The organism is Algoriphagus limi (genome assembly GCF_024919275.1).
Lineage (GTDB): Bacteria > Bacteroidota > Bacteroidia > Cytophagales > Cyclobacteriaceae > Algoriphagus > Algoriphagus limi.
This window is the reverse complement of record NZ_JANWGH010000003.1, coordinates 535,310-557,223: the sequence shown is the minus strand read 5'-3', so window position 1 is coordinate 557,223 and position 21,914 is coordinate 535,310. Positions and strand designations below refer to the sequence as shown.

The window sequence follows — 21,914 nt, the reverse complement described above, 5'->3', positions numbered from 1 at the left end:
TACTTGATTCTTTCATGTTGTCAGGAACCAAATTTGATTTACTTTTGTCTTCCCATTGAAATGGGGCTGACCGGTTTTGACAGTAAGTGTAAAGATCGGGCTCGCATGCAGGCTGGAGTATGTACGGCCTTGAAAGATTCATACGAACCATAAATGGCGAAACTTCTTACGCCATGGCTGCCTAATCTAACCTCAAGAGGATAGATCGCTTAAAGGGTTGAGTTACAAGAGTAATTCCCCGGCCACATCTCACCGTCTGTTGTCTGATCTGGGCGGATTCGAGGTGTCGATTTGATCGGGCTGCGGCTTGTGATGCGATTAAGCAAGCTTAAGTTTTAGTCGCTAAGCCAGACTCAGGTGTGTCACCCAGCATAGTCTGGTCGAAAACCCAATCGGTGACTAAGCATGTAGACGGTACGGTGTTTCCTTATCTGGACGCGAGTTCGAATCTCGCCAGCTCCACTTGGAAAAATAAACACCCTGTAAGATTCAACTTACAGGGTTTTGTTTTTTATGGCATTTTTCAGTGGAGATCCAGAGGCAAAACCTAGTTAAATATCTTCCTTCTTCTTCCCAAATTCTTTAGGATACTTGGCGGAGTAGGCCATGATAAAACTCGGAATGGTAGCAATCACTACCCAAACGAAAAACCCGGGATATCCTAACCATTCTTGCAAATACCCCGAAATCATTCCCGGCACCATCATTCCCAAGGCCATAAAGCCTGTAGCCAAAGCATAATGAGCCGTCTTGTATAATCCTTCAGCCAAGAAAATCAAAAAAACCATGTAGGCTGCAAATCCAAATCCGTAGCCCAATTGCTCAATCAAAACAACGGTCGCTGGGAAAAGAATGCTTTCAGGCTGATACCAGGAAAGTATCACATACCCCAAATTAGGAGCATTGATCGCGAAGGCCATCGGAAGCATCCACTTTCCCAATCCATTTCTAGATATCACAATTCCACCGACAATTCCTCCAATCAATAGGGCAATCACTCCTAAGGTTCCGTACAAATAACCAACCTCAGTTACCGTCAGACCTAGTCCCCCTTTTGCTCTTTCATCTAAGAAAAACGGAGAAGCCATTTTTACCAACTGAGATTCTCCAAGCCTGTAAAGCAGAACAAAAGCCAGGGAAAGTCCAATATTCTTCTTGGTGAAAAATGTCGCAAACACCTTCCCAAAACTTGGTTGATCTTCTTTAGCAACACGCTCTTCAATTACTTTTGGAGTGGCAAGAAAATTAATCCCGGTTAATAGTAGCATCAATCCGGCAACCCCAATCATTGTCCAGGACCAAGCTGAAGTTGGGTCTCCAAATTTTTCTTCTAAAAATCCCGCTCCAATAACTATTAACCCTTGCCCGGTTATCATACCCACTCTATAAAATGTACTGCGCATCCCCACAAAAAAGCTTTGCTGATCGGGTTTAAGAGCGATCAAATAGAGCCCATCAGATGCAATATCATTGGTAGCGGAAGCAAATGCACCCATCCAAAAAAACGCAAGTGTAATCAAGAAAAATTCATCCAAACCTGTGGTCAGACCAACTCCCAAAAAGACCAAGGAAAGGATCAATTGCATGGTCAAGAACCATTGTTTCTTATTACCAAAAAGTTCCAAAATAGGGCTCCAAATAGGTTTGATTACCCATGGCAAATACAAGAAGGAAGTGTACAGACCAATATCCGAATTGGAGACACCCAGACTTTTGTACATGATCACTGAAACAGTGATGATAATAACATAGGGTAGCGATTCAGTCAGGTAAAGGGTTGGAACCCAAATCCAAGGGTTTTTCGATTGATTTTGGGTCATGATTTTCTTAATAAATGCTTGTAAACACTGATTTCAGAACCTTCTATTACTTTGGCTCCGACTACTTTTTCATAAAACTCCGCAGGCCCTACTCCTCCAATGATCGCATAGGCATAACCCATTTCCCTTAATGATTCCAGAGATTTGATAAGTAGGATTCTTCCTATTCCCTTTCCTCGCTCTGATTCCATAGTTCCTGTCGGCCCAAAAAAATTGCGAGCAGTACTTTCATAGCAGGCAAATCCCAGAATTTGATTTCCCCGCTGAGCAATCCAGCAGGAAACAGGCTGTCTGGAAAATGCCACCTCCACCTCAGACTTCCAATACTCTCCAAAATGCTGGAAAACCCACTCGCTAACCAAATGTTTTTCAGGAGATATGGCTCTTCGAAAAACAATCTTTTCTTTTTCAAAAAGCCTCTTTTCAAATTCAGAAATGGATGGCAACTCCATTAATCGGACGAGCATATCTTTCATGGCTGAGAGGAATTGAGGTTTTGAATTAATTGAGTTTCCACTATGCGTCCAAAATGATCAAGCCATTGGATAGCGAAATATTTTGAGTTGGAAGATGAAATTTCCAAGCTATTAGCTCTAGAGCCTCCTACCCAAATTTTCTGAATTGGAACATCCTTCAATTTCACCAAATCATCAGATTCTTGAAGGACCAAATACCGGATAGCTGGATCAAGTGGATTTTCTAATTCTAAATTCACCTGTCCATCTTTAAACAAAAACTGCTCTACTTTTGGCTTGGTAATTTCCACTTGTTCTTTCGGTTCAAATGCAGGAGGAAGGACTGGTTTTTCATACAATTCAGATCCAAGTATTTCTGCTACATCTCTGTTTTTTGAGAAAAGAGATTTAGCAGAAAAATAGGAATTACCTCCAAGAGCAGGAAGTGTGCGTGTATAGCCAACCTGACGAATCAGCTCTTGTGGATCATTCCATGCCTTATCTGCATTATCACGAATTTTGTAGGGTCCATTCCCAATGTAAATAGCAGTTCCAAAAGACCGTTGATCCCACCAATCACTAAGTACCCGATAACTCGCGAGGGAATAATCCATACTCCAATAAAGTTGGGGAATTAGGTAATCGATCCAGCCATTTTTCATCCATGTCAACGGATCAGCATATAAATCGTCATAATTGGTTTGACCTGCTTGGGTTGCAGAGCCATTAGGGTCCTTGTCTTGATTTCTCCAAACGCCAAAAGGTGATATTCCAAATTGAACCCAAGGTTTAGTCGTCTTTACGGTTTCATAAACCTCTTTTACCAGAGTATTGACATTTTCCCTTCTCCAATCGCCAATGGATTGTCCTGGCTTTTTGAATTTTTGAAAGGCAGCCTGATCCGGAAATTCCAAATTCGGCACTTTGTAAGGATAGAAATAATCGTCAAAATGAATGGCGTCTACATCATAATTGGAGACTACTTCCTGAATAATCTTTTCCAAATGCTCCTTGACTTCGGGTAGCCCGGGATTGTAATAATATTTGGATCCATACTTGAGCATCCAATCTGGGTGAAGGAAAAAATCATGATCAGGGCTCAACAACTCGGTTTTATCATCAAAAGTTGCTCGATAAGGATTCAACCAGGCATGAAATTCCATCCCCCGAAGGTGAGTTTCGCGGATCATCCACGAAAGTGGATTTTCCAAAGTCTTTGGAGCTACTCCCTCCTGACCTGTCAAGTATTTTGACCACGGGGCATAATTACTTGGATAAAAAGCATCTCCCGCAGCGCGAACTTGAACGATGGCCGCATTGAAATTCAAGCTCTGGTAATGATCCAGAAGCTTCAGGAAATCTTGCTTTTGCTTTTCCCATGAATCTGTACCCGACTCAGGCCAATCGATATTTACAACTGTCGCGATCCATACGCCACGAAATTCCCGAACGGGCTCAGGCAGTTCATAATCCAAAACAACAAAGCTCTTTTTCTCAATTGGTTCTACAGGAACATTTTGAGGATTTTCAATAGAAGGCACCTCTGTTTTATTCTCTTTTTCTTCAGGGATCACCTGTTGGCTTTTACAAGCGAGCAATAAAAAAAGGAACCCAATGACAAGAAAAAACTGGGAAAAATATCGGTTCATAAATCAGAACTTAGGAAGAGGTTTCAGTTCTAGATCAGCCAGATTTTTTCGGAGTTTATTCATAAAAGCATCCCCTGGATCTGTTTTAACTGTTCTGTAATCAGGATCTGCCTCTTTCCAAAGTGGAGTATCTTGAAAAAGCTGATACTCATGGTGGCCGATGACATAATCGATAGCCGGGTATTTTTTACTCAAATAGCGAATAAGCTGCTCATTGGCAATTAGTTGCTCATCTGTCAAAGGAGCATCTGGCCCACCCACATTTTCAATTCCAATCGCACAATAATTCAAACCAATGGTATGCCTCGCAAAAGTCGTGTCAGGCAACAAGCGAAAAATAGTACCATCCCGATCAATCAGAAACTGACTCGATACATTCAGGTTACTTGCTCCTGTCAGGTCTTCCCGCCCTCCCAATGTGGGGCTATCAAATACATCGAAGGTCACTTCAATATTATCAATCGCTGTCCAATGAACCACAACCATTTGAGGTTCGATAGTAGCTGTCTCCTGATCCAAACCATGCCTATCCCTCAAGTATTGGATTGACAAAGCTTCGCGTTCGGCATTCCAAGTAATCGGTTTTTCAAAAATTCGAAAAGTGGATTTTGGGGCACAAGAAAAAATCAGCAAGGGTAGCATCCCCAAGAAGAGAATAATTTTAGACCGGCTTTCCTTCATAGTTGTGTGTTTTTTGGATAAGCTAAACTACCCAGAAATTCCCATTTATAAGTAGAAAATAGATTAGTTTGAAGCATCTAAAGGCTTAAATACAGGTGATTTAGAAATTGCATTTGAGGCTTAAAATTTAACTCCCTCTTCCACTTTCTTTTAATTCTATATCTGTCAAATCCTCAATTCGAATTGGACGATTACTCTCTATGCTATTTCTAGCAGCAATCCCAACCAATATAGACATTGCACCATCCCTACTTCCTGCTGATTGTCTCCAAGGATCAGGCATATTTGGATCTTTGAACAGCTTATCCTTTAAGCGGGTATCTCCTCCTCCATGTCCTCCGCCGCCGTGAGGAATGACAATTTCCTCCCGCTTCCCAAAATTCTTGGTCAAATAGAGCACATCTTCGCTTTTTTCATCCCAAGGTTGTCTCTCTTTGATCCAAGCTTCCAAGCGACCTTTTGTTCCGTTGAAAGCAATTCTGTACCCCTCGTATGGGGAATAAGTCGTCAAGGAATAGCTGACCTGAACCTTGTTTTTGTATTTGATTTGGACAGCCATCTTATCATAAATGTCCACATCCTCTCGAAAAACACAACCATCCCGATCATAGCCATCATACTCGTAATTATCTACATAGAGTTTCTTCAGGTGTTCATTTTTCGTAATGTCCCAGAAAAAATCACATTCCCCTTTGTGGGGGCATGTTCTACAATTTTTACCTCGGAAAGGACCCTTTTTACCATAAAACTCCAACTCGCCGTAGGCAAAAACTTCTTCAGGATCTGAATCAATCCACCAATTCAACAAATCAAAATGGTGGGTGGACTTATGCACCAATAAAGAGCCTCCAAACTCCTTTCTCCGGTGCCACCTCCGGAAATAATCCGCGCCATGATAAATATCCAAATACCAATGAAAATCCACAGAAGTCAATTCTCCAATTTCTCCTGCCCTTAGAATCTCATACAGCTTTTGACGATGAGGAGAATAGCGATAATTAAAGGTTACTATCAGCTTTTTTCCAGACTTTCGCTCCGCATCCAAGATTGCCTGACATTTGTGTTCGTCCGTGGTCATTGGCTTTTCGGAAATTACATGAATACCAGCCTCCAAACCCATAATGATGTATTCATGGTGCGTGCTATCCATAGTAGTCACGATTAACACATCCGGCTGAGTCTCTCTAATCATTTTTTCTCCGTCTGTGAATACAGGACAATCCACGCCAATAAAATCTTTGGCATAATTGAGACGGCCCTCATTAGTATCGCTCAGCCCCACAAATTCCACTTGATCTCCATAGGCTCGAACTACGTCTCTACCAAACATGGTTGTTCCTCGAATCCCTGTTCCAATCAAGGCAACCCGCATTTTTTCTCCCGGTTTATTAAAAATTGACAAGGCTTCAGCTACTGGGTGGACAAACAAAGTTCCTGCAAGAAGACTTCCAGAAAGAGCAATAAAATCCCTTCTGGATTGGGCGTTGTTGGCATTCATGGTTATTGGGTTTAAAAAAGAATTGCATCTAATATAAAAATCAAAATTTGCTACTCCCAGAGATTAGAAAGGATTTCTATTTGCAGAAATTATACTTGCTGAAACATAAAACACCCAGAATTAGTATTTTTGATTATGAACCAAACTGCCACTTTAGAGCAAAATATCTCTGTAAAAGGTCTCTTTCAAATAAGTAGGCCTATCAATTTGCTTTTAGTGGCATTCACTCAACTGATGACTGCTTATTTTTTAATCGAAACAAGTCGTCAAGGGAGCCCGGTTTTGGAAGATTTTAGGCTTTATCTTTTGATTTTTTCTACCTTATTGATCACTGCAGCCGGCTACATGATCAATGATTATTACGATGTCAAAATCGACTACATCAACCGGCCTCATGAAGTTATTGTTGGCAAAGGAATTAAAAGGCGAGTGGTTATTTTCCTTCACACGCTTTTCAATTTTGTTGGTATAGGAATCGGAGGTATAGTTGCTCCTCGGATCGCAATTGTCAATTTCTTTGCGGCTTTTCTTCTTTGGCTTTACAGCAATAGATTAAAACGGGAGCCCTTTATTGGGAATTTAACAGTAGCTTTTTTGACTGGGCTATCTGTTTATTTGGTCGCGTTTTATTACCAGAAAAATGAACTGCTGGTAATGACTTATGCCATTTTCGCCTTTTTTCTGAATCTCATCAGAGAAATCATCAAAGACATTGAAGACCGAAACGGGGACCGAAAGCACGGGTGCCGGACTCTCCCAATTGTTTTGGGATTTCGGAAAACAAAACAGATCATTTTTTTGATTGCAGCCAGTTTCGTAACCGCCATTATGATTGTGACCCTAGAATTAAACGAACCTCGCCTCTTTTATTATTTTGGTATTCTAGGACTTTTTTTCCTATGGTTTATGAGAAAAGTCTATCTCTCAGATCGTAAGTCTCACTTTTCCCAATTAAGCACCTTCGCTAAAATCCTTATGCTACTAGGAACCCTCAGTATGGGACTTATTTGAGACTTATTTCTTTCAACAGAAGGGATTTATTTTTAGCAATTCATCAATAATTCAGGTATTTTTATGAAAATTTTATAAAAATGTCTCGCCATCAAACCATAGTTATCAAAATTGGCTCAAATGTCCTGACCCAGTCCAATGGACTTCCGGATTTGGATAGAATGGAGCATTTGGTGGATCAATTAATAACTCTGAAGAAGGCGGGAAATAAAATTGTCCTAGTAAGTTCTGGTGCAGTAGCGTTTGGGAGACAAAACACAGCAGTTTCAGAAAAATTAAACCCTGTTCTGAAGAAGCAAATTTGGGCAGCAACGGGACAGATTCGACTGATTCAGGAATATCAAAGGCTTTTTCAGAAAAAGCATAAGCAAGCGATTGCTCAAATTCTTGTAACAAAAGAGGATTTCCGAGACCGAAAGCACTTTTTGAATATGAAAAGCTGCGTAGAAGCATTGCTTCAGCAGGATATTATCCCCATTGTAAATGAAAATGATACCGTAACTATCACTGAGTTGATGTTTACGGATAATGACGAATTAGCTAGCCTTACAGCAGCGATGATAAATGCGGACACTTTACTGCTTCTGACTAATGTGGACGGTATTTTCAACGGTAATCCAGAAGACGCGAATTCGGAATTAATTGAAAATATCGAAGCCTCTGTGGCTGAGATATCCTCTTACATTTCTGCCTCCAAGTCATCATTCGGCCGTGGTGGGATGCTTACCAAATTTGGCATGGCAAAAAAATCAGCAGATTTGGGGATTGAGGTACTCATAGCAAATGGTAAAAGAGAGGGGATTCTGATTGATTATCTCAATCAAAATTTGCGCTGCACACGATTCGAACCTAAACGAAAGAGACAAGCAGCAAAAAAATGGCTAGCTCATGGTTCGCACTACTACAAGGGAGAAGTTTTTATCAATGAGGGAGCAAAAAAATCCCTGACTTCAACAGTCATCCGGAGCCTATTGCCTGTTGGAATTACCAAAATTGAAGGAGAATTTTTGAAAGGAGACATCCTCTTAGTAAGGGATGAAAAAGGAAACCAATTAGGGTTGGGAAAAGCCGCTTATTCTTCAAAAGCGGCACAGGAAAAAATCGGTCTCAAAAACCAAAAACCTATCATTCATTACGATTACCTCTACCTATTTGATCATGATTGATTTTACTTCGCTATTTCAAGCAGCAAAAAAATCCAGCAGAAAACTTGCTTTTATTGGAGACGAACAAGTTCAGAAAATCTTGTTTGAATTGGCAGATTTAATGATCAGTCAAGGCGACTTCCTAATTCGTGAAAACAAACGTGATTTGGAACGAATGGACAAAGCCAATCCTATGTATGATCGCTTATTACTGACTCAGGAGCGAATCGAAGGAATAGCTCAAGAAATGCGACAGGTCGCCAAGTTACCCAGCCCACTCTTTTTGCCATTAGAGGAAAAGGTACTTCCTAACGGACTTTTTTTAGAAAAAATTACTGTTCCACTTGGGGTTATTGGGATTATTTATGAGGCTCGCCCCAATGTCACATTTGATGTATTTTCCCTAGCCTTAAAATCAGGAAATGGACTGATACTCAAAGGAGGTTCGGATGCTGATTTTTCCAATCGAGCAATCATATCTTTGATTTATCAGATCCTGCAAAAATTTGAAATTCCAACTGATGCTTATTTGCTTTTACCTGCAGATCGCACCGCGACAAAAGCCCTTTTAGAGGCCGTGGATGAAGTCGATGTGATAATCCCTCGAGGTTCTCAAGGACTTATCAATTATGTGCGCCAGCATGCAAAAGTTCCCGTGATTGAGACAGGTGCGGGTATCGTCCATACCTTTGTTGATGAGGAGGCTGATTTGGAAAAAGCGAAGGCTATTATTCACAATTCCAAAACTCGAAGACCAAGTGTCTGCAATTCTTTAGACTGCTTACTAATTCATGAAAAACTCCTCCCAAACTTAGGGGAGTTGATTAGACCTCTTCTGGAAAGCAAGGTGAAAATCTATGCAGATGAAAAAGCTTTTGCCTCTTTACCAAAAAATGAGCTCATCCAAGAGGCATCAGAAGAACATTTTGGAACAGAATTTCTAAGCCTTCAACTCGCCATCAAAACGGTTAGAAATTTAGACGAGGCCTTAGAGCATATTGCGACTTATTCTTCTCGTCACTCGGAAGCAATTGTATCGGAAAATCAGGAAAATCTATCCCGTTTCTTACTAGAAGTTGACGCAGCAGCAGTTTATGCCAATTCCTCAACAGCATTCACAGATGGAGCTCAATTTGGATTAGGAGCAGAAATCGGAATTTCCACGCAAAAACTACACGCTCGAGGTCCTATGGCCCTGAAGGAACTGACAAGTTACAAGTGGGTTGTTCGTGGAAACGGGCAAATACGAACTTAGGATTTTTGAGAATGTCGCTTGATTAAAACCTCCATCACCTCATCCAATTCGATTCCTTTCGCTTCCAACAAAACCAAATAATGAAACAGTAAATCCGCTGCTTCTCCTAAGAATAGGTCTTTATTATCATCTTTTGCTTCTATGACAATTTCCACTGCCTCTTCCCCTACTTTCTGGGCAATTTTATTGATGCCTTTTGCAAAAAGAGATGCAGTGTAGGATTTATCAGATGGATTATTTTTGCGGTCTTTGATGATTGCCCGAAGCTGATCGATAAACCCTGTTTTGGAAGAATTTACTTCAAAAAAGCAGGTATCTGCTCCAGTATGGCAAACAGGCCCTTTGGGATTTGCCTTTACCAAAATAGAATCACCATCACAATCAACAGCTAGTGAAACCAACTCTAAAAAATTCCCGGAAGTCTCCCCTTTGGTCCAAAGCCTATTTTTGCTTCTGCTAAAAAAAGTAACCATCCTAGTTTCCTGAGTTTTGGTTAATGCTTCCTCATTCATATAACCTTGCATCAGCACCTTTCCGCTCACCGCATCTTGGACGATGGCTGGTACGAGGCCGTTCATTTTATTAAAGTCGATGTTCATGTCAATTATACGTTTTTCAATCTTTTAAATAGAAGATAGCTGCGCAGATATTAAAAAGATATATCCGCTTAGGCTACCAAGATATTTATTCGATTATCCACTCGAGAATTTTAAAATATCTTGCGAAGCATATCTTAGAAAGTATGTTGCGAAGCGTATCTTATTTTCTAATACTAATTCCCTCCCCTATCAAATAACTTTTCAATTCAGGAATAGGAATTTCTTTAAAATGGAAAATACTGGCAGCCAAAGCCGCATCTGCTTTTCCAAAGGTAAAGACATCCTTGAAATGCGACATACTTCCCGCTCCTCCTGAAGCAATTACTGGGATGGATAAAGCTGAAGAAATTTCAGCTGTTAATTCATTCGCAAAACCTGATTTGGTGCCATCATGATCCATGGAGGTCAATAAAATCTCACCTGCTCCCCGATCAGCAACTTCTTGAGCCCAGGCCTGGGTTTTTAGCAAGGTTGGTTTTCGGCCTCCGTGCGTATGCACAAAGTCAATTCCGTCCATATTTCGCGTATCAATAGCCACCACTACACATTGGGAACCGAATTCCTTGGCCATCTCATCGATGACGCTAGGATTTTTTACTGCTGCAGAATTAATAGAAATTTTATCTGCACCAGCTCCTAAGAGAACTTTCACATCCTCCACCGTGGAAATACCCCCTCCTACTGTAAAAGGAATATTGATCGCTTTAGCCACCTTGGTAACCAACTCTGCTAAAGTCTTTCGTTTATCCACGGTAGCCGTGATATCCAAAAACACGAGTTCATCCGCACCTTCATCAGAGTAGATTTTTGCCAACTCTACCGGGTCACCTGCATCCCGCAATTGGACAAAGTTCACTCCTTTGACGGTACGTCCATCTTTGATATCCAGGCAGGGGATAATTCTCTTTGTTAGCATTTTATAGTATTCAAAACTTCATTATTCTTCATTCGAAGTTCGGTGTTCGATACTTTTTTTTTACGATTTACGAATGACGATTTACGAGATTTTAGGGAACCTCAAACCTAGAAACCCAAGGTTGAGATTACTGATTTAAGTCCAATTGAAGTCGTAAATCCAAAATCGTAAATCGTACATTAAAAGGCTGCAAGTTCCTCCAAACTCACCCTTCCTTCATAATAGGCCTTCCCTACAATTGCCCCATAAACCCCTGTTTTTTCCAATTCTTCTAAATCTTTTACAGAAGAAACGCCACCACTTGCGATTAACTTCAAATCAGGAATTTCCTGTAAAATCTCTCTATACAATTCCACTGAAGGCCCTTGCAATAGCCCATCTTTTGCTACATCAGTACAAATCACATAGCGAATCCCTTTTTCATAATAGCTTTTGATAAAGGGGATTAAATCTACCGATGTTGTCTCTTCCCAACCTCCAACAGCAATTTTCTGGTTTTTAGCATCCGCACCCAAAATGATTTTCTCGGAGCCATAACTTGCAATCCAAGATTCAAATAATTGCGGATTTTTAACAGCAATACTTCCACCTGTCACCTGTTTTGCCCCAAGGGTAAATGCTTTTTCGATTTCCGGATCCGATTGAATTCCTCCACCAAAATCCACCTTCAAATTTGTGCCATTACAAATCCGCTCCAACACATCTTCATTGACAATCTTTTTGGCTTTTGCACCATCCAAATCCACTAGATGAAGCCGCTGAATACCAGCATCCTCAAAACGCTTGGCCATTTCAAGGGGATCATCATGGTATTCTTTTTTGCTGCTGTAATCGCCCTGACTGAGTCGAACGCACTTACCATCTATAAGGTCTATGGCGGGAATGATGAACATAGGAGAATTGAAGGATTCGAAAATGGAAAGATTGGAAAATTGAGTAGGAAAGTTAAAGGTGGTAAGGTTTTAAAGTTGATTTTGATTTGAGTCGTATTTCTAAATCGAAAGGAAATTACTCAGCAACTTCTCCCCTACCGTACTGCTTTTCTCAGGGTGAGCTTGAATGGCCCAGTAATTATCCCGATGGAGAATGGCTGTGAAATCATGAATGTAGTGGGTGGTTGCAATTGTCACATCACTCAGTTCGGCGTAATAGCTATGCACATAATACAAGAATTTCGGGTCGGGAAGATCCTTCAGCAAAGCATTATCAGTTAGATTCTCCAATTCATTCCAACCTATATGAGGAACCTTGAATTCTTGAGAGTTTTCTGGAATAAAGCGCTTTACTTTTACTGGAAAAATCCCCAAGCAGTCGGTATCATTTTCCTCCGAATGCTCACAAAGCAACTGTAAACCCAAACAAACCCCTAAAAAGGGCTGCTTGATATCACGGATCAATTGATCCAACTGACGGGCTTTCAGATAAGCCATAGCAGAACTTGCCTCACCTTGTCCGGGAAAGATAACTTTATCTGCTGAACGGATTTTCTCAGGATCATCCGTCAATTCAGCATCAGCTCCCAAACGCTCCAAGGCGTAAAGGACTGACTGCACATTACCCGCGTTGTATTTTATTACAGCTACTTTCATTTTATCTTAATCTGAAATACTGTAGAAATATGCCCGGTTCCCCGGGCTGAAATAAATAGAAATGTTTCTACATTATTTCATCCTGACTTGTCAGGATGTATTTCAATCGTATTTCTAAGCGCTACTATTTAGCTTTTATTTTACCTTATTTTCGGCCAACATTTCCTCCAAAACCGATTCGATTTCAGGAATGGAATTGTACAGCTGCTCATAACTTTCGATCACGAAATATTTATCCTGGAACTTATTTTTCCAGTACTCTTGATTCATAATTCGGCGTACATTATATGGGTAATGAGCTGGCTCATCAGATAAACTGAATTGGGTTTCTCCTTTAGAGCTCAAAATTCCAGCTCCGTAAATTCGTAATTGCCCATTTTCTCGGATCAAGCCAAACTCAATGGTAAACCAATAAATACGGCTAAGCAATTGAATAGCCCAAGGATCATCAATATGCTTCAACGCAATACCAGAAAGCTGTTCCAAAAAGTCCACATATGGCTGATTGGTTAGCATAGGCATATGGGCAAAGGCATCATGAAACATGTCCGGCTCTTCGAGATAATCCAATTGCTCCATTTTTCGAAGCCATGTGGAAGAAGGAAAACGCTTATTATTCAGCAAACCGAAAAACAAATCATCGTCAATCAAACCCGGAACCACCTGCACAGCCCAACCAGTAGTCGCCTTCAAAATTTGATTCAGCTCTTCAAAATTGGCAATTCGGTCAGCTGTAAATTTGACAGTTTTTACACCATCCAAATATGCTTGGGAAGCCGCCTCTGGCAAATTGGGCATTTGTCGCTCAAAGAGGATTTTCCAAACTTTAAAATCCTCCGGAGTGTAGGCTTCATAATCCTGCTTTAGATCTTTCAATCTCGGGTCGCTATACACCCAGTCTTTTGGTTTATCTGTCATCGTTTTCATATTTGGGTTTACTTTTTATCTAACTCTTATTCTCTTTTTGGGTTTTGAATCCTTTTTCTTTTATCCTTTAGCCTTTTCACAATTACTGTGAAGTAACCAAAAAAGCCTATCCCTGAATTGGAATAGGCTTTCATATTGTTTACCAAAAAACATACTCATCCTATTCCATCATTGAAGATAGTAGTGAGAGTGATGAATAAATGTTCTTGGGGTTGGATTCATGTTACGAATTTAATGAGCTAAGTAGCTGATTGCAAAATTATTTTACAGCAGGTCGAAAGTTTTTCTTTTATCGAAGATTTCTCTGATCCAAGCGGCTAGTCTGGCACTTTGAGCGAAATCCAAAGTCTGCTGCCCATCGGAATAGGCTTTCTCAGGAATTTCATGAGATTCATAAATGACCCCATCCGCTCCTGCCATCACTCCTGCCAAAGCCATCTGAGGAACATAGGCTCGAATTCCGATCCCATGTGAAGGGTCCACGATCACAGGAAGATGGGATTTGGCTTTAAGAATCGGAATAGCATTGAGATCCAAGGTATTTCGGGAAGCCTTTTCATAAGTTCTAATTCCTCTTTCACAGAGAATCAGCTTTTCATTTCCTCCCGAAAAAACATATTCAGCAGACTGCAGCAATTCTTCTATCGTTCCGGAGATTCCCCGCTTAATCATCACAGCTTTATCTACTTTTCCAAGTTCATCCAGCAAATTAAAATTCTGAGAATTTCTAGCCCCAACTTGGTAAATATCTACATAAGGATACATTTCCTCAATTTGGGAAGTTTGCATCACTTCAGTCACAATCTTGATCCCTGCTTCTGAAGCGATAGAATGCCAAAGCTTGAGTCCTTCAATGCCCATGCCTCGAAAAGCATAAGGAGAAGTTCTTGGTTTAAAAACTCCGCCCCGCATCATCCGAATACCATTTTCTACACAGTGGTCTACCACTTTTCGAATCTGCTCCTCAGACTCGATGGAGCAAGGCCCTGTAATGATGGCCATTTCTCCGTCTTTGATAAATACCCCGTCACCTAAGTCAATAGAGGTTGGTTTTGCTTTCCATTTTTTGGAAACCAGTTTGTATTCATCGGAGACAATATGAATGTCGCGGATGCCGTCGAGTTGACCTATCTTCCGGATATCAAATTCTTTCTTACCGATACCGATGATGTAATCCCCCAATTGGGTTTTTACTTCGGTGGTTTTATAACCGATTCCATTGACCTTTTCGATCAAGTTTTCCTTTTGCTTGGAAGAAATATCGGGTTGTAATTGAATAATCATTTTGAAGTACGATTTACGAAATACGATTTACGAGGCTTTTTCAATAGAAATCTAGTTAATCACAGCCTGTATGTAATCTTTAATATCTTGAGATTGATTTTTTGAGTCTTTGATTTTTTTGATAAAAGCCGAACCAATAATAGCCCCATTGCTGTACTTGGAAGCGGTGGTGAATGTCTCTGAATCGGATATCCCAAATCCTATCAGCCGGGGATTTTTAAGATTCATCTCTTGCACCCTTTTGAAATAGGCGATTTGCTCGGCACTAATTCCACTTTTTGCTCCTGTGATCGAATGTGATGAAACCATGTAAATAAATCCATCCGTATTTTCATCGATTTCCCGAATCCGCTTCTCTGAGGTTTGAGGGGAAATCAAAAAGGTATTAACCAATCCATATTCCTCAAATAAGGACTTGTATTCATCCAAATACTGCTGCATCGGCAAATCCGGAACAATCAACCCATCAATTCCAACTTCTTTACATTTCTTACAAAATTCCTCCATTCCGAATTGAATGATTGGATTCAGGTATCCCATTAACACTACCGGAAGATTGATTTTCGCTCGAAAACCCCGCAATTGTTCAAAGAGCTTTTTCATGCTCATTCCATTCTCAAGGGCAATTTTATTACTATCCTGAATGGTCGGGCCATCGGCAATCGGATCGGAATATGGCACCCCGATTTCGATAATATCAGCACCACCTGCCTGAATGGCTTCCATTACCGGGATTGTATCCTCCAAATGGGGAAACCCAGCCGTAAAGTAGATTGAGAGCACCCGCTCTTGCTTGTTGTTGAATAAATAGTGTATGCGATTCATTGCGATTTCAAAATTGAAATATTTGAAAATTGAAAAATTTAGAATATGGGTAATTCGATATTCAGCATTCTCAATTCATCATTCATCATTTTTAATATCCTCCCCATTTGATATAAGTCTCCAGATCCTTGTCGCCTCTTCCGGAAAGGTTAATGACGATCACGTCATCTTTTTGGTATTCAATCATGTTGAGCGCATGGATCGCATGAGCTGACTCAATAGCAGGGATAATTCCTTCTAGACGGCTGAGTTCAATTCCGGCTTTCATCGCATCTTCATCCTCCACAGCCACAAATTCAGCACGGCCAATATCAAACAAATGCGCATGAACTGGCCCAATTCCTGGATAATCCAATCCAGCAGAAATGGAATGCGGTTCGACTACCTGACCATCTTCCGTTTGCATCAGGATGGTTTTGGATCCATGCAAAATACCCGGAGTTCCTAAGACAGTTGTGGCTGCAGATTTCCCTGAACTTATTCCCAATCCCGCAGCTTCAGCCGCTACTAGTCGAACTTCAGGGGTATTGTAATAGTGATAAAATGCTCCTGCTGCATTGGAACCTCCACCTACACAAGCGATAACCAAATCTGGATTTTCACGTCCTTCTTTTTCCTTGAGCTGCCATTTCATCTCCTCTGAGATCACCGATTGGAATCGGGCAACCATTTCAGGATATGGATGCGGACCTACCACTGATCCAATTATGTAGTGCGTATCAACTGGATTATTGATCCATTGGCGCATGGCTTCATTGGTTGCATCTTTGAGGGTTTTTGACCCCGAGGTGGCAGCCACCACTTTCGCACCGAGGATTTTCATTCGCTCTACGTTGGGACGTTGACGCTCAATATCCAACTCACCCATATATACTGTGCAGTCCATACCCATCAGTGCGCAGACAGTTGCTGTCGCCACACCATGCTGACCGGCACCTGTTTCAGCAATGACCCTTTTTTTACCCAGCTTTTTAGCCAAAATGATCTGACCGATGGTATTATTGACTTTATGAGCCCCTGTATGACAAAGGTCTTCCCTTTTTAGATAGATTTTTGCACCATATTTCTCAGATAGCCTTTGTGCCAAATACAAAGGAGTAGGTCTTCCCACATAATCCCTGAGAAGCATTCGAAACTCTTGCTGAAATTCAGGAGTAGCAATTATGGCTTCATAATTCTCCTTTAGTTCTTCTACATTGGGATGGAGCATTTCGGGGATGTATGCTCCCCCAAACCTTCCATAGAACCCCTTTTCATCCACTCGTATCATTCTGTATTCAAGTTTATAGGTTTAAGTCCATGGACCATGGACTATAAGCTATGGTCTAATTTTTCTTTAAACCGCACTATTCTTTCAATATTTTTCAGTCCAGGAGCATTTTCAAACTTCGAGTTGAGGTCTACTCCCTCAAGTTGAGATATTTCTTTTTGCAAAGCCCTAATTTCACCAACACTATCCTCATCTAAACCTCCACTCAATAGAAATCCTTTGTCGAAGGGATAGGTTTTCAAAACTTCCCAGTCAAACTTTCTTCCTGTTCCCCCGTGATTTGGACTAGCTGTATCAAACAGGAATTTGTTCACATAAGGCAAATAACCCGCTATGCTTTCCCAATTGATTTCATTTGCTACCGATATCACCTTCCAAAGCTCAGTATCTGTTTTTCTCTTTAATTCCGCTAGCATTTCTATCGGTTCTTTTCCGTGAAGTTGAATTGCAAAAAGATCAAAGAGTTTTACCTTTTTAAGAATTTCATCCACTGATTCATTCACAAATACTCCAACTTTCCTGACTGGAAAACCCTTCAAACTTTCCGAATATTCATCTGAAACATAACGGGGAGATTTGGGATAAAAAATCAACCCCATCCAGTCTGGATTTACATCCGAAATCAGACTCCGGATATTCTCCGGTTCCCGCATGCCACAGACTTTGATTTCCATCAGGCTTTAGATAAAGCTTCAGCTGCTAATAATCTTTTGTACTCCTTGATGAAATTATAAGCTGCTTGTTCAGGCCGACTAGACTTCATGAAGTTTTCTCCAATCAAAAACCCATCAAATCCAGCCCTCTTAAGTTTCACAAGAGTATTAGGATCAGAAATCCCGCTCTCAGAAATTTTAACAAAGGAAGATGGAATCTTATCTACCAACTCCAAAGAGGTTTCGATAGACACGTCAAAGGTTTTCAAGTTTCGGTTATTCACCCCAACCAAATCCACTCCATCATTCAGACTTTTCTCCAATTCCTCTCTGTCATGAACTTCCAACAACACCTCAAGTCCAAGGCTTTTTGCGAAGTAAGTCAGAGATTTTAGCTTCTCAGGCTCTAATGCTGCAGCAATCAAAAGCACACAGTCCGCACCAATGGATTTAGCTTCGATCAGTTGATATTCATCTACCACAAAATCCTTTCGAAGGATTGGGCAAAAATTGAATTTCCGAGCAGCTTTCAAATCTTCATTTGAGCCACCGAAATATTCCTTGTCGGTTAAAATTGAAAGTGCGGAGGCTCCAGCCTGCATGTAGCCTATACTAACTGTTTCGACCTGAGCATTTCCATTAATTAGGCCCTTGGAAGGAGATTTTCGTTTGAATTCAGCAATAATTCCTGATTTCTCGGGATGCTGAATATATTTTTTCATTGACACCACCTGGCCATCAAAGAATATGCTTTTTTCCAACAGTTTAACTGGAATCAGGCTTTTTCGCTCCTCAACCTCTTTGTATTTATCTGCAATTATTTTTTCTAAAATATTCATAACTCACTCTTAATTAAACGAAACTGATGTTTTGGGATTGACCAATCTATTGAAGACATCCAGTGCTTTTCCACCAAGCAGGACCTCTTCTACCTTCGCCACTGCTTCCTGAAAAGAAAGAGAAGGATCGGCTGTCACCAAGGCTGCTGCAGAATTTGCTAACACCACTTGATTTTGAGCTTTGGTTCCTTTTCCTTTCAAAATGGACTCGAAAATTTTTGCTGATTCTTCAATCGTCTCACCTCCCTTTATTTCCGAAGCTTTCAGCGTAGCGAGACCAATTTGCTCCGGCTTATACAGCTTCTCTCCAGAATTAGAAATCATCTTAAAATCACCCGTCAAGGAAATCTCATCATAGCCATCAATAGAATGCAAAATGGAAAACTGCGCATTTGATTCCTGATACAGATAAGCATACAGTCTAGCCAATTCAAGGCTAAAGACTCCAACTAATTGCTTGCCCGGGAAACTTGGATTTACCATCGGACCCAGCATATTGAAGAAGGTTTTCACTCCCAATTCCTTTCGAACAGGAGCTACATTTTTCATTGCAGGGTGGAAAAGCGGCGCATGCAAAAAGCAGATTCCCGCTTCATCCAAAGACCGGCGAATTTCATCAATATTATTGGTGAACTCGTAGCCAAAATATGCCAATAAATTTGAAGAGCCACAGATAGAAGAAACCCCTGTATTTCCGTGTTTTGCAACATTCTGGCCTGCTCCAGCAACGATAAAAGAAGAAAGTGTTGAGATATTAAATGTATCCTTCCCATCCCCTCCGGTACCACAAAGGTCCATGGCGTCGTATTCGGCAATTTCTACAGGAATACACAACTCCAACATCGCCTCTCTAAAGCCACGCAACTCCTCGACCGTAATACTCCGCATCAAGTAAACGGTCAAAAAAGCTGCAATTTGACTGGAATTGTAACTTCCTGTTGCAATATTTTTGAGAACCTCCCGAGCCTGAGCTTGAGAAAGTGTTTTATGCTCAATCAGTTGATTTAAAATTTCTTTCATTGTCAGCGATTTTTATTGAAATCAGGATTCCAACCAGTTTTTTATGATTTGAACTCCATGTTCAGTCAGAATACTTTCAGGGTGAAATTGTACTCCTCGAACAGCAAATTGTTTATGCCTTACCCCCATAATTTGATTATCTGGTGTTCGGGCAATTACTTCCAAATCCGGTGATAAGGTTGCTTCATTTATCACCCAGGAATGATATCTACCAATTTGAAATGAATCAGGTATTCCTTCAAAGAGCAAATCCCTTTCCACTTTTACTTGCGAAGCAACTCCATGCAGGACTTCTGAAAGGTTAATCAAGCTTCCTCCAAAAGCTTCTCCTATAGCTTGGTGCCCAAGGCAAACTCCCAAAATAGATTTTTCAGAAGAATATCTCTTGAGTAATTCAGGCATAATTCCAGCTTCAGCAGGTATACCCGGACCAGGTGAAAGTAATATTTTACTATAGCCCGCCACATCTTCAAAACTGATTTTATCATTCCGAAAAACATCCATTTGTTTCCCATACCCCAACTGCCTGATGATATAAACCAGGTTATAAGTAAAGGAATCGTAATTATCGAGGACTAGAATTTTCATATCTCTTCCGCCGCTCTAAGTGCCACTCTCAACGCCTCTAACTTATTTGCTACCTCCTGAAGCTCGGATGGAATTGAGCTTTTGGCTACAACTCCCGCTCCTGCTTGGAAGCGTAACTGATTGTTTTCGGAAACAAAGGATCTGATAAGAATTGCATGATTAAAATCTCCATTGAAACCCAGGTAACCAATTGCTCCTCCATAGAATTGTCTACTTGTATTTTCCAATTCGTCTATCAATTTCATAGCCCTGTATTTAGGAGCTCCAGATAGTGTCCCTGCCGGAAAAGTATCTGCCACCAATTGAAGGGGATTGGCACCTTCTGCCAACTGTCCTGTTACTTTGGAAACCAAGTGAATGACATGAGAGTAATATTGGATTTCCTTGAAAACTTCCACTTCAACCACATCAGAGGAGCGGGACAAATCATTTCGAGCCAAATCCACCAACATCACATGTTCTGAATTCTCCTTTGGATCATCGTAAAGCTTTCGTGCCAATACCGCATCTTCCGCGTCATTTCCAGTTCGGCGAAACGTACCTGCAATTGGATAAATAGTAGCCTTTCGGTTTTTCACTACGATTTGGGCTTCTGGAGAACTTCCAAAAACTTTAAAAGAACCATAATCAAAATAGAATAGGTACGGAGATGGATTTACGGAGCGGAGAGCACGATAAACATTGAATTCATCCCCCTTGAATTCTGTAGAGAATCTTCTGGATAGAACAATCTGAAAGACATCTCCTCGAAAACAATGTTCTCTACCTTGATTCAGAACCTTCAAAAATTCCTCATCAGTATAATTGGAAACCTCCTCTCCCACTGTTTTGAAGGAATAGGCTGGAATATTCTTATTGTTAAGAAGCGTTTCAATTTCGGAGATATACTCTGTATTGTTCGCCCCTGCCACCCGATGCTCGAATAAATAGAGCTCATTTTTGTAATGATCCACTACGATGATGTTCTGATACATCGCATAGTACATCATGGGAATCTCATTAGGATTCGTTTTGCTTAGTTTGATATCTTCAAACCAACCAACCGTGTCGTATTGTATGTACCCAAAAAGCCCATTGGTGCTGAATTTAAATTTATCTGGAGTCGGATCGAATTTGTTTCCAAAAGCCCGAAGAGAATCCATCAAAGATTTTTCTCCCCCAACTTCGTATTGAATCTCTTTTCCATCGGGAAGCTTTTCTGTAACCTTCCCGGCATTGAAGGAAAAAGTTGCCAGGGGATTGAAGCAAATGTAGGAATAGCTGTTTTCCTGACCGTGATAATCGGAACTTTCCAAAAGAATCGGATTCGCAAATCGATCTCGAATCTGCAAGTATATGCTCACAGGAGTAATCGTATCTGCCAAACGCTTTCGAAAGGTGGTCAGGATGGGAAATTTTACGTGATTCATTTTGAAATTTTTAAGACATAAAAAAAGGCTTACCGGGGATTCCAGTAAGCCATTTTATATTCATGCAACTCAAATTTAGGCAAGGGCTTGCTGTACTTTCCCCGGGAAAGAATTTAGATGCCACCACCAATATTTGTTTGTTGTTGTTTTCATAAGCTTGTGACAAATTTAGAAAGGGTTTGGAATTGTCAAAATCCAATCATGAAAATTATGTCCTATTTTTGAAAAAAATTTAAAAAAAGCACCATGGCCAAATCAATAGCACAGTATTTCAAGCGAATCTTTGACGATTATCAGGTTTTGGTTCAGGTGAATCCAGATGATTTGACAGGAGTAGAACTTATTGTTCATCCTGACGGAAAAATCGAAAAGACCGAGATGGAATTTGATGAAGAGATTTTCGAGGACTTAGCAGAAGATGAATTCCAGTCTTGCAGTCCTTTGGAATTTCAACTCCTATTGGCGAAATCATAAATAAAAA

22 protein-coding genes and 1 other RNA gene are annotated in these 21,914 nt (G+C 40.6%); 5 read left to right on the top strand and 18 right to left on the bottom strand.

Translation table 11 applies throughout. From position 1 onward, the window contains the following. Positions 1-62: 62 nt before the first annotated feature. Positions 63-465: a transfer-messenger RNA gene (gene ssrA / locus NY014_RS14660) on the top strand. 86 nt (positions 466-551) lie between these two features. Here ssrA and NY014_RS14655 read toward each other — a convergent pair. The 5 genes from NY014_RS14655 to NY014_RS14635 all read right to left on the bottom strand — a co-directional run bounded on the left by NY014_RS14655 (position 552) and on the right by NY014_RS14635 (position 6,103). Beyond that, a complete protein-coding gene (locus NY014_RS14655) occupies positions 552-1,820 on the bottom strand; it encodes an MFS transporter (protein ID WP_259415299.1) in 1,269 nt (422 codons plus the stop codon). Beyond that, a complete protein-coding gene (locus NY014_RS14650; RefSeq protein ID WP_259415298.1) occupies positions 1,817-2,296 on the bottom strand; it encodes a GNAT family N-acetyltransferase in 480 nt (159 codons plus the stop codon). The genes NY014_RS14655 and NY014_RS14650 overlap by 4 nt, the downstream gene beginning before the upstream one ends. Next, positions 2,293-3,924, bottom strand: a complete 1,632-nt coding sequence (locus NY014_RS14645; protein ID WP_259415297.1) for a glycoside hydrolase family 10-like protein — start codon at positions 3,922-3,924, stop codon at positions 2,293-2,295. Before NY014_RS14645 ends, NY014_RS14650 begins: the two co-directional genes overlap by 4 nt. Before the next feature lie 3 nt (positions 3,925-3,927). Beyond that, positions 3,928-4,605 carry an N-acetylmuramoyl-L-alanine amidase gene (locus NY014_RS14640; RefSeq protein WP_259415296.1) on the bottom strand — a complete coding sequence of 226 codons (678 nt, stop codon included), beginning with the start codon at positions 4,603-4,605 and terminating at the stop codon, positions 3,928-3,930. 127 nt (positions 4,606-4,732) lie between these two features. Next, on the bottom strand, positions 4,733-6,103 hold the full coding sequence (locus NY014_RS14635) for a Gfo/Idh/MocA family protein (RefSeq protein WP_259415295.1): 1,371 nt from the start codon (positions 6,101-6,103) through the stop codon (positions 4,733-4,735). Positions 6,104-6,238: 135 nt separating this feature from the next. Here NY014_RS14635 and NY014_RS14630 point away from each other — a divergent pair, with 135 nt between their 5' ends. The 3 genes from NY014_RS14630 (at position 6,239) to NY014_RS14620 (ending at position 9,514) form a co-directional block, all read left to right on the top strand. Next, a complete protein-coding gene (locus tag NY014_RS14630) occupies positions 6,239-7,114 on the top strand; it encodes a geranylgeranylglycerol-phosphate geranylgeranyltransferase (RefSeq protein WP_259415294.1) in 876 nt (291 codons plus the stop codon). Between the two features lie 80 nt (positions 7,115-7,194). Further along, positions 7,195-8,280: a glutamate 5-kinase gene (gene proB, locus NY014_RS14625; protein ID WP_259415293.1), complete on the top strand. Its 1,086-nt coding sequence runs from the start codon at positions 7,195-7,197 to the stop codon at positions 8,278-8,280. Further along, positions 8,273-9,514: a glutamate-5-semialdehyde dehydrogenase gene (locus NY014_RS14620; RefSeq protein WP_259415292.1), complete on the top strand. Its 1,242-nt coding sequence runs from the start codon at positions 8,273-8,275 to the stop codon at positions 9,512-9,514. Before proB ends, NY014_RS14620 begins: the two co-directional genes overlap by 8 nt. Here NY014_RS14620 and hisIE read toward each other — a convergent pair. The 13 genes from hisIE to NY014_RS14555 form a co-directional block, all read right to left on the bottom strand. Continuing rightward, positions 9,511-10,113: a bifunctional phosphoribosyl-AMP cyclohydrolase/phosphoribosyl-ATP diphosphatase HisIE gene (hisIE, locus tag NY014_RS14615; protein ID WP_290427055.1), complete on the bottom strand. Its 603-nt coding sequence runs from the start codon at positions 10,111-10,113 to the stop codon at positions 9,511-9,513. The two genes, NY014_RS14620 and hisIE, sit on opposite strands and share 4 nt — an antisense overlap. Before the next feature lie 160 nt (positions 10,114-10,273). Then, positions 10,274-11,029: an imidazole glycerol phosphate synthase subunit HisF gene (gene hisF, locus NY014_RS14610; protein WP_259415291.1), complete on the bottom strand. Its 756-nt coding sequence runs from the start codon at positions 11,027-11,029 to the stop codon at positions 10,274-10,276. A gap of 179 nt (positions 11,030-11,208) precedes the next feature. Next, entirely contained in the window at positions 11,209-11,922 is a 714-nt protein-coding gene (gene hisA, locus NY014_RS14605; protein WP_259415290.1) for a 1-(5-phosphoribosyl)-5-[(5-phosphoribosylamino)methylideneamino]imidazole-4-carboxamide isomerase, read from the bottom strand. Positions 11,923-12,021: 99 nt separating this feature from the next. Continuing rightward, on the bottom strand, positions 12,022-12,618 hold the full coding sequence (hisH, locus tag NY014_RS14600) for an imidazole glycerol phosphate synthase subunit HisH (protein WP_259415289.1): 597 nt from the start codon (positions 12,616-12,618) through the stop codon (positions 12,022-12,024). A 135-nt stretch (positions 12,619-12,753) separates the two neighbouring features. Beyond that, positions 12,754-13,536 carry a phenylalanine 4-monooxygenase gene (locus NY014_RS14595; RefSeq protein WP_259415524.1) on the bottom strand — a complete coding sequence of 261 codons (783 nt, stop codon included), beginning with the start codon at positions 13,534-13,536 and terminating at the stop codon, positions 12,754-12,756. Positions 13,537-13,809: 273 nt separating this feature from the next. Continuing rightward, positions 13,810-14,829: a bifunctional 3-deoxy-7-phosphoheptulonate synthase/chorismate mutase gene (locus NY014_RS14590; RefSeq protein WP_259415288.1), complete on the bottom strand. Its 1,020-nt coding sequence runs from the start codon at positions 14,827-14,829 to the stop codon at positions 13,810-13,812. Positions 14,830-14,880: 51 nt separating this feature from the next. Next, positions 14,881-15,654, bottom strand: coding sequence for a tryptophan synthase subunit alpha (trpA, locus tag NY014_RS14585; protein ID WP_259415287.1), 774 nt, complete (start codon positions 15,652-15,654; stop codon positions 14,881-14,883). Between the two features lie 91 nt (positions 15,655-15,745). Further along, positions 15,746-16,924, bottom strand: coding sequence for a tryptophan synthase subunit beta (gene trpB / locus NY014_RS14580; RefSeq protein WP_259415286.1), 1,179 nt, complete (start codon positions 16,922-16,924; stop codon positions 15,746-15,748). Positions 16,925-16,965: 41 nt separating this feature from the next. Further along, the gene (locus tag NY014_RS14575; RefSeq protein WP_259415285.1) at positions 16,966-17,598 is read right to left on the bottom strand and encodes a phosphoribosylanthranilate isomerase; all 633 of its coding nucleotides are present in this window, start codon (positions 17,596-17,598) and stop codon (positions 16,966-16,968) included. Then, positions 17,598-18,416: an indole-3-glycerol phosphate synthase TrpC gene (trpC, locus tag NY014_RS14570; protein WP_259415284.1), complete on the bottom strand. Its 819-nt coding sequence runs from the start codon at positions 18,414-18,416 to the stop codon at positions 17,598-17,600. Before trpC ends, NY014_RS14575 begins: the two co-directional genes overlap by 1 nt. A 9-nt stretch (positions 18,417-18,425) precedes the next feature. Beyond that, positions 18,426-19,436, bottom strand: a complete 1,011-nt coding sequence (gene trpD / locus NY014_RS14565; RefSeq protein ID WP_259415283.1) for an anthranilate phosphoribosyltransferase — start codon at positions 19,434-19,436, stop codon at positions 18,426-18,428. Between the two features lie 21 nt (positions 19,437-19,457). Then, complete coding sequence (locus NY014_RS14560) at positions 19,458-20,024, bottom strand: anthranilate synthase component II (RefSeq protein ID WP_259415282.1); 567 nt, start codon at positions 20,022-20,024, stop codon at positions 19,458-19,460. Beyond that, complete coding sequence (locus tag NY014_RS14555) at positions 20,021-21,433, bottom strand: anthranilate synthase component I family protein (protein ID WP_259415281.1); 1,413 nt, start codon at positions 21,431-21,433, stop codon at positions 20,021-20,023. The genes NY014_RS14560 and NY014_RS14555 overlap by 4 nt, the downstream gene beginning before the upstream one ends. A 246-nt stretch (positions 21,434-21,679) precedes the next feature. Here NY014_RS14555 and NY014_RS14550 point away from each other — a divergent pair, with 246 nt between their 5' ends. Continuing rightward, complete coding sequence (locus NY014_RS14550; protein WP_259415280.1) at positions 21,680-21,907, top strand: hypothetical protein; 228 nt, start codon at positions 21,680-21,682, stop codon at positions 21,905-21,907. The last annotated feature ends 7 nt before the right edge of the window (positions 21,908-21,914 follow it).

Excerpts from the sequence above, each read along its gene's own strand:
- NY014_RS14560 (WP_259415282.1), bottom strand. The coding sequence starts at position 20,024 with ATGAAAATTCTAGTCCTCGATAATTACGATTCCTTTACTTATAACCTG.
- proB (WP_259415293.1), top strand. The coding sequence starts at position 7,195 with ATGTCTCGCCATCAAACCATAGTTATCAAAATTGGCTCAAATGTCCTG.
- hisH (WP_259415289.1), bottom strand. The coding sequence starts at position 12,618 with ATGAAAGTAGCTGTAATAAAATACAACGCGGGTAATGTGCAGTCAGTC.
- NY014_RS14550 (WP_259415280.1), top strand. The coding sequence starts at position 21,680 with ATGGCCAAATCAATAGCACAGTATTTCAAGCGAATCTTTGACGATTAT.
- trpA (WP_259415287.1), bottom strand. The coding sequence starts at position 15,654 with ATGAATCGCATACACTATTTATTCAACAACAAGCAAGAGCGGGTGCTC.
- hisIE (WP_290427055.1), bottom strand. The coding sequence starts at position 10,113 with ATGAACATCGACTTTAATAAAATGAACGGCCTCGTACCAGCCATCGTC.
- NY014_RS14590 (WP_259415288.1), bottom strand. The coding sequence starts at position 14,829 with ATGATTATTCAATTACAACCCGATATTTCTTCCAAGCAAAAGGAAAAC.
- NY014_RS14620 (WP_259415292.1), top strand. The coding sequence starts at position 8,273 with ATGATTGATTTTACTTCGCTATTTCAAGCAGCAAAAAAATCCAGCAGA.
- NY014_RS14635 (WP_259415295.1), bottom strand. The coding sequence starts at position 6,103 with ATGAATGCCAACAACGCCCAATCCAGAAGGGATTTTATTGCTCTTTCT.
- NY014_RS14595 (WP_259415524.1), bottom strand. The coding sequence starts at position 13,536 with ATGACAGATAAACCAAAAGACTGGGTGTATAGCGACCCGAGATTGAAA.
- NY014_RS14640 (WP_259415296.1), bottom strand. The coding sequence starts at position 4,605 with ATGAAGGAAAGCCGGTCTAAAATTATTCTCTTCTTGGGGATGCTACCC.
- hisF (WP_259415291.1), bottom strand. The coding sequence starts at position 11,029 with ATGCTAACAAAGAGAATTATCCCCTGCCTGGATATCAAAGATGGACGT.
- NY014_RS14645 (WP_259415297.1), bottom strand. The coding sequence starts at position 3,924 with ATGAACCGATATTTTTCCCAGTTTTTTCTTGTCATTGGGTTCCTTTTT.
- NY014_RS14630 (WP_259415294.1), top strand. The coding sequence starts at position 6,239 with ATGAACCAAACTGCCACTTTAGAGCAAAATATCTCTGTAAAAGGTCTC.
- trpD (WP_259415283.1), bottom strand. The coding sequence starts at position 19,436 with ATGAAAGAAATTTTAAATCAACTGATTGAGCATAAAACACTTTCTCAA.
- trpB (WP_259415286.1), bottom strand. The coding sequence starts at position 16,924 with ATGATACGAGTGGATGAAAAGGGGTTCTATGGAAGGTTTGGGGGAGCA.
- NY014_RS14655 (WP_259415299.1), bottom strand. The coding sequence starts at position 1,820 with ATGACCCAAAATCAATCGAAAAACCCTTGGATTTGGGTTCCAACCCTT.
- NY014_RS14575 (WP_259415285.1), bottom strand. The coding sequence starts at position 17,598 with ATGGAAATCAAAGTCTGTGGCATGCGGGAACCGGAGAATATCCGGAGT.
- NY014_RS14650 (WP_259415298.1), bottom strand. The coding sequence starts at position 2,296 with ATGAAAGATATGCTCGTCCGATTAATGGAGTTGCCATCCATTTCTGAA.
- NY014_RS14555 (WP_259415281.1), bottom strand. The coding sequence starts at position 21,433 with ATGAATCACGTAAAATTTCCCATCCTGACCACCTTTCGAAAGCGTTTG.
- trpC (WP_259415284.1), bottom strand. The coding sequence starts at position 18,416 with ATGAATATTTTAGAAAAAATAATTGCAGATAAATACAAAGAGGTTGAG.
- hisA (WP_259415290.1), bottom strand. The coding sequence starts at position 11,922 with ATGTTCATCATTCCCGCCATAGACCTTATAGATGGTAAGTGCGTTCGA.